7 protein-coding genes are annotated in these 4,624 nt (G+C 32.0%); 6 read left to right on the plus strand and 1 reads right to left on the minus strand.

What is annotated here, in order from left to right:
- Window positions 1-110: 110 nt before the first annotated feature.
- The gene (locus J2Z80_RS14725; RefSeq protein ID WP_209455054.1) at window positions 111-425 is read right to left on the minus strand and encodes a winged helix-turn-helix transcriptional regulator; all 315 of its coding nucleotides are present in this window, start codon (window positions 423-425) and stop codon (window positions 111-113) included.
- A 135-nt stretch (window positions 426-560) separates the two neighbouring features.
- On the opposite strand from J2Z80_RS14725, the gene J2Z80_RS14730 reads away from it, so the two are divergent.
- The 6 genes from J2Z80_RS14730 to J2Z80_RS14755 all read left to right on the plus strand — a co-directional run bounded on the left by J2Z80_RS14730 (window position 561) and on the right by J2Z80_RS14755 (window position 4,434).
- Complete coding sequence (locus tag J2Z80_RS14730) at window positions 561-965, plus strand: pyridoxamine 5'-phosphate oxidase family protein (protein WP_015310952.1); 405 nt, start codon at window positions 561-563, stop codon at window positions 963-965.
- Window positions 966-1,427: 462 nt separating this feature from the next.
- Window positions 1,428-1,667 (plus strand): hypothetical protein, encoded by a 240-nt coding sequence (locus J2Z80_RS14735; protein WP_013297056.1) that lies wholly within the window; start codon window positions 1,428-1,430, stop codon window positions 1,665-1,667.
- A gap of 870 nt (window positions 1,668-2,537) precedes the next feature.
- Window positions 2,538-3,119 carry a LysE family transporter gene (locus J2Z80_RS14740; RefSeq protein ID WP_245301377.1) on the plus strand — a complete coding sequence of 194 codons (582 nt, stop codon included), beginning with the start codon at window positions 2,538-2,540 and terminating at the stop codon, window positions 3,117-3,119.
- A gap of 83 nt (window positions 3,120-3,202) precedes the next feature.
- Window positions 3,203-3,550, plus strand: a complete 348-nt coding sequence (locus J2Z80_RS14745; RefSeq protein WP_209455055.1) for a hypothetical protein — start codon at window positions 3,203-3,205, stop codon at window positions 3,548-3,550.
- A gap of 182 nt (window positions 3,551-3,732) precedes the next feature.
- The gene (locus J2Z80_RS14750; RefSeq protein WP_209455056.1) at window positions 3,733-3,927 is read left to right on the plus strand and encodes a hypothetical protein; all 195 of its coding nucleotides are present in this window, start codon (window positions 3,733-3,735) and stop codon (window positions 3,925-3,927) included.
- Between the two features lie 3 nt (window positions 3,928-3,930).
- On the plus strand, window positions 3,931-4,434 hold the full coding sequence (locus J2Z80_RS14755; protein WP_209455057.1) for a type II toxin-antitoxin system PemK/MazF family toxin: 504 nt from the start codon (window positions 3,931-3,933) through the stop codon (window positions 4,432-4,434).
- Window positions 4,435-4,624 lie beyond the last annotated feature (190 nt).

The following is a 4,624-nucleotide window of genomic DNA, read 5'->3' on the forward strand; positions in this document are numbered from 1 at the left end:
GAATATGAAAATTAATTAACTTTATATAATGGATAAGGTTAAATTATTTTGCTTTTTATATCACTTTTTATATTGAAATAATTTGCTGTATAACAAGTTAGATACAAATATTATTTTTCTTTATATTGTTCTCCCCATAAATACATTGAATCGAGTATAGGTTTTAAACTAATTCCTAATTCAGTTAGGGAATATTCTACCTTTGGTGGAACTTCAGCATATACCTTTCTTTCCACAAGGCCATCTTCTTCCATAGAACGAAGTTGTTGAGTAAGAACTTTTTGGCTTATGGAATCTATTGCTTTTTTTAATTCATTAAATCGTTTAGTTCCTTTCAATAGCTCTCTTAATATTAATATTTTCCATTTATTTCCTATAAGCGAAAGAGTTGTTTCAACGGGACAAGATGGCAATTCTTTTTTCATAAAATTTTCCCTCCTCATAGTAACTTAAAGGTAAGTATAGCACTTATAAGTGCCTACTTGCGAAAATATACTATATAAATTATTATATACACAGAAAACAACATAAATCAATTTATTTAGAAGGAGCTGTTAATTATGAACGAAGTTGTGAATTTTTTAAGCGAAAATCCTGTTCTATATCTTGCTACAATAGGAAGAGACGGTAAACCAAAGGTTCGTCCATTTCAATTTATGCTTGAAAAGGAGGGTAAGTTGTTTTTCTGTACGTCAAACCAAAAAGAAGTTTACAAGGAAATTAAACTGAATCCTTATGTTGAGTTTTCTACAACAAACCAAAATAATGTTTGGATTCGAATTTCTGGACGAATTAAATTTTCAAATGATTTGGAAGTGAAGACTACAATCATTGAGCACAATCCCCTTGTAAAATCAATTTATAAAACTCCTGACAACCCAATTTTTGAAATTTTTTATTTAGATGATGCGAAGGCAGTTATTGCTGATTTTTCGGGTCAACCACCCAAACAATACAATCTTTAAACCTAATAAAATAATTTCCATTTGATATTTTTATCCATGAAAAAATGAATTTAATTAGGGAGAAATGAAGGAAAAGGCTGGAATTTAAATCCAGAAAGAATATCAAAGGGATATTCATGTATATTTTTAACTGGAAAAGCTATAATTATCGTTATGATACTTTTCTTGGGGTGGTAATTAATTTTACCGCCCCATTATTTTTCTACAATTGTAGGGAAGATTAACCAATCTTATACATGAATATGAAAATTAATTAACTTTATATAATGGATAAGGTTAAATTATTTTGCTTTTTATGTTGAAATAATTTGCTGTATGACAATTTATGGTTCATTTCTATATAAGAGAAAATTTTTAAGATATATCATAATAATTCAATGCAATTATGGTAGAAATTCATACCTGCTAGTAGTATACTAGTAGCATATTATAAATTAAATTATAGGAAGGAGTCTTTGAGAAATGAAATATGTTCTATTGACAACGATATTTTTAGTTGTATTAGGTTTGATTGTAGGTTTAATTGTTCATGGCTTAAAGAAAGGGGCTTCAGGTTTTAAGATAATGCTTTTAGGGTTAAACATTACTTTGTTCGGAGGAATAATTGCAGTTGACCCTAATTCTAATCTTGGTGGTATTGAATATTTAATAGCGCTTTCAGGCTTATTAATTTCTATTATAGGTCTTGAGAAAAAGGATTAACTTCAATTAAGCGGTCTTTTTATACAGTATGGTGAAATAAGTAAGGTGTATTAGTTTTATCTGAATATGCTCTCATGGAGGGCAGGTAAGGCTTCCGTTTATAGGCTGATTAATGTGCCTAATCAGATTTTTTCCCTCAATATACATAAGAAGAATACAAAAGAGGCAACTGCACTATGACTGTAATCAGGGGGCTTGGAAACAGCATTATTCCCCAAAGGCTTTTCAACCATCCAGAAATTGTTGTTTTGATGCTGACAAAAGAAAAGTAAGTAGCATTTGTTTGAGGGATAGTAAAGGCAAAAAATGATATTATATGAATGAGCCTATAAATACAGATGTACAATGCTATATTCTACAGGCTCATTTTTATGTAATATTAAATCAACCCATAGTAGCATCCTTTAACTCGTTACTTGGCTCAGGTTCCAGTTTTTTGATAAACCCATATAGCATTTTGATAATTTAATGAGTCTTAGTTATTTAATGAGTCTTAGTTCCAGGGCATCATATTCCTCTTTGATTATATATTCATTCATCAGGTCTATGTATATAACTAAAATGAACTCCACTCCATGATAATAAAGTTTGTTCCAAAATCCCGCAGTAAATGCAGGATAACTCCTGTTTTGTTGCAGGGGTTGCTTTTTGGTAGGGGAGAGGGATAAGGTGTAAGGGTTAAGGAGAATAGATAATGTTAATAAATTGGATAAGAATATGAAATTTTAGAACGGACTTTATTATCTGGTAGAAATTAGGATACAGAAAAATCAAGGGTTTAAGGGGTGTGGGTGGAGGGGAGATTATTCTAAATATACATAGTTAGTGGCAAGGATTTTTTGGGTTAAGGAATAAGGGGGATGTTGGCCTATGCTGGAGGTCACAATTGACGGCAGTCTTAAAAAAGGGTGGACAGCAGGACCGTTAGCAGTATTAGGACATGGAATCCTGGAACTTATATTATTAATTATAATCATGACGTTCGGACTTAAAGATTTCTTCTCTAATCCGACAGTTGCAGGATTTATCGGATTATTTGGCGGTGCTTTTCTTGCATGGATGGGCTATGGGATGATAAAATCTAGTATAAATAATAAGTCAGTTTCTCTGGAGAATCAAAGAGAAGGGAATAGTGCAGGCATGAGAAATCTTGTATTGGCAGGAGCACTTGTAAGCGCTACTAATCCTTACGTCATTCTCTGGTGGACGTCAACTGGGATGGAATCAATACGCCAGTCTTATACTTTAGGGTTAATTGGTGTTTTGTTCTTTTTTATAGGACATATTTTATCGGACTTTGTATGGTATTCAGCAATTTCCACGGCATTTTCCAGAGGCAAGAAACTGATAAGTGATACTGTATATCGCTGGATTATTTTATTGTTGGGCATATTTATTATAGCATTTTCAATATATTTCATAGGCAGCGGCTGGAAAATGCTTCAAACCTGATGCTATAATTTCAAGGTGGATCTGATGAAAAAGATGCTATTAACTCGTAATAGATTTAAAATTTAAACTGGAGGTCAAACTCTATGAAATCAATGCTTTTTGAAATTAACAAGAAAAGATGGTTGACGCTATTTTTAGTAGCATTATCAGCAACAATATTTAGATTAATACTGCAGGCTTTTATCCCTTCAAGCGGTAGTAATCCTTTTCCTCCGAGTGCAATCGTCAAAGCAGGATTATTAATCCCCTCTTTTGCGATTTATGCACTAATAACCTATTTTTTATTAGCGGTAGTATTCGTCATAATACAGGGTTGTCTGCCAGGAACAAAGATTAAAAAAGGTTTAATGTTCGGTTTTTTATTCTGCATGATGTGGGGTATATACTTATTTGAGCCTTTACCTCACGTTTCAAGGGCTCACAACAAATAGTGAGTATTCAGAAAATGCAAATAGTTTATTTAAAGAATAAAAATTTTAATTGCCTTGTAAGGTGCCAATTAAATAAATGTGGACATAATATATATAGAAGTTAAGAATTGGAATTATGCTTGAAAAAATCATAAGGAAGTGATATCATAAGGGTAAGAAAAACAAGAAGGGGGTTGTTTAGAATGGCGACGGTAGTTAGTATTAAGGATTATAAATTAAATCAAATACCTAAACGACATGATGTTTCCACTCTTGATATGATATTCAACCCCGTTAAGAGAAGAAAGTTTTATGCAGATATCGATAAAGACTATGTAGAAACAGATGATGAAAAAGAGATTTTCGATGAAATGACTAAAAGGCGGAGGGGTGAGTAAGTTTTGCCCTGTCCAGCGCTGCCGAAAAATCCACAAAAGAGTACCCATTTTGAGAAGGGTTGCATTCACTGGTTTGATTTAACTGGTAATAGTGACCCTTCGATTGCTTCACAAAAGGCAAGACCATTTATAATTATTAGCAGATATAACCCTAAATCAAGCAGAGTTATTATTTGTCCAGTGTCAGACATGATAAACTATTTAGAAAAAGATACATATGGCAATATAATACAACCGCCAAAATTAAAATATCCTTATCACGCACCATTGTATAAAAAGGATTACCCTTTCCTGGATAAAGATAGTGTAGTACTTCTTGACCAGGTATATACTGTATCAAAAGATGAACTGTTTGAAGACTGGTATATGGGACAAGTTGTAAACACAAGGGATATAGATGAAGCAATCTTTTATAACTATGATTTGTTTGCGTCTATTAATGAGGTTATTCAAGATTTGCTGAATTCCATTGAAAATATGCATAGAGAAAAATACTCTAGAAAGTAATTTAAACTAATTTCAAGAATAGAAAACCAGATGATATGCATATAATCTTTCCAGAAACGCGACTAGGTAATTGCGAATTTTATAAAATTAAAAATTATTTACTATGAAAACTTATTATATAAGTAGCCAAAAAAGCGCAGACTTCCCCTACAGCTTTTAAAATAGACTTTAAAGGAAATTAATGGATATA

The organism is Thermoanaerobacterium butyriciformans, assembly GCF_017874545.1.
Taxonomy (GTDB): Bacteria; Bacillota; Thermoanaerobacteria; order Thermoanaerobacterales; family Thermoanaerobacteraceae; genus Thermoanaerobacterium; species Thermoanaerobacterium butyriciformans.

Coding starts and splice junctions, on each gene's coding strand:
- J2Z80_RS14725 (WP_209455054.1), bottom strand. CDS start 425: ATGAAAAAAGAATTGCCATCTTGTCCCGTTGAAACAACTCTTTCGCTT.
- J2Z80_RS14730 (WP_015310952.1), top strand. CDS start 561: ATGAACGAAGTTGTGAATTTTTTAAGCGAAAATCCTGTTCTATATCTT.
- J2Z80_RS14735 (WP_013297056.1), top strand. CDS start 1,428: ATGAAATATGTTCTATTGACAACGATATTTTTAGTTGTATTAGGTTTG.
- J2Z80_RS14740 (WP_245301377.1), top strand. CDS start 2,538: ATGCTGGAGGTCACAATTGACGGCAGTCTTAAAAAAGGGTGGACAGCA.
- J2Z80_RS14745 (WP_209455055.1), top strand. CDS start 3,203: ATGAAATCAATGCTTTTTGAAATTAACAAGAAAAGATGGTTGACGCTA.
- J2Z80_RS14750 (WP_209455056.1), top strand. CDS start 3,733: ATGGCGACGGTAGTTAGTATTAAGGATTATAAATTAAATCAAATACCT.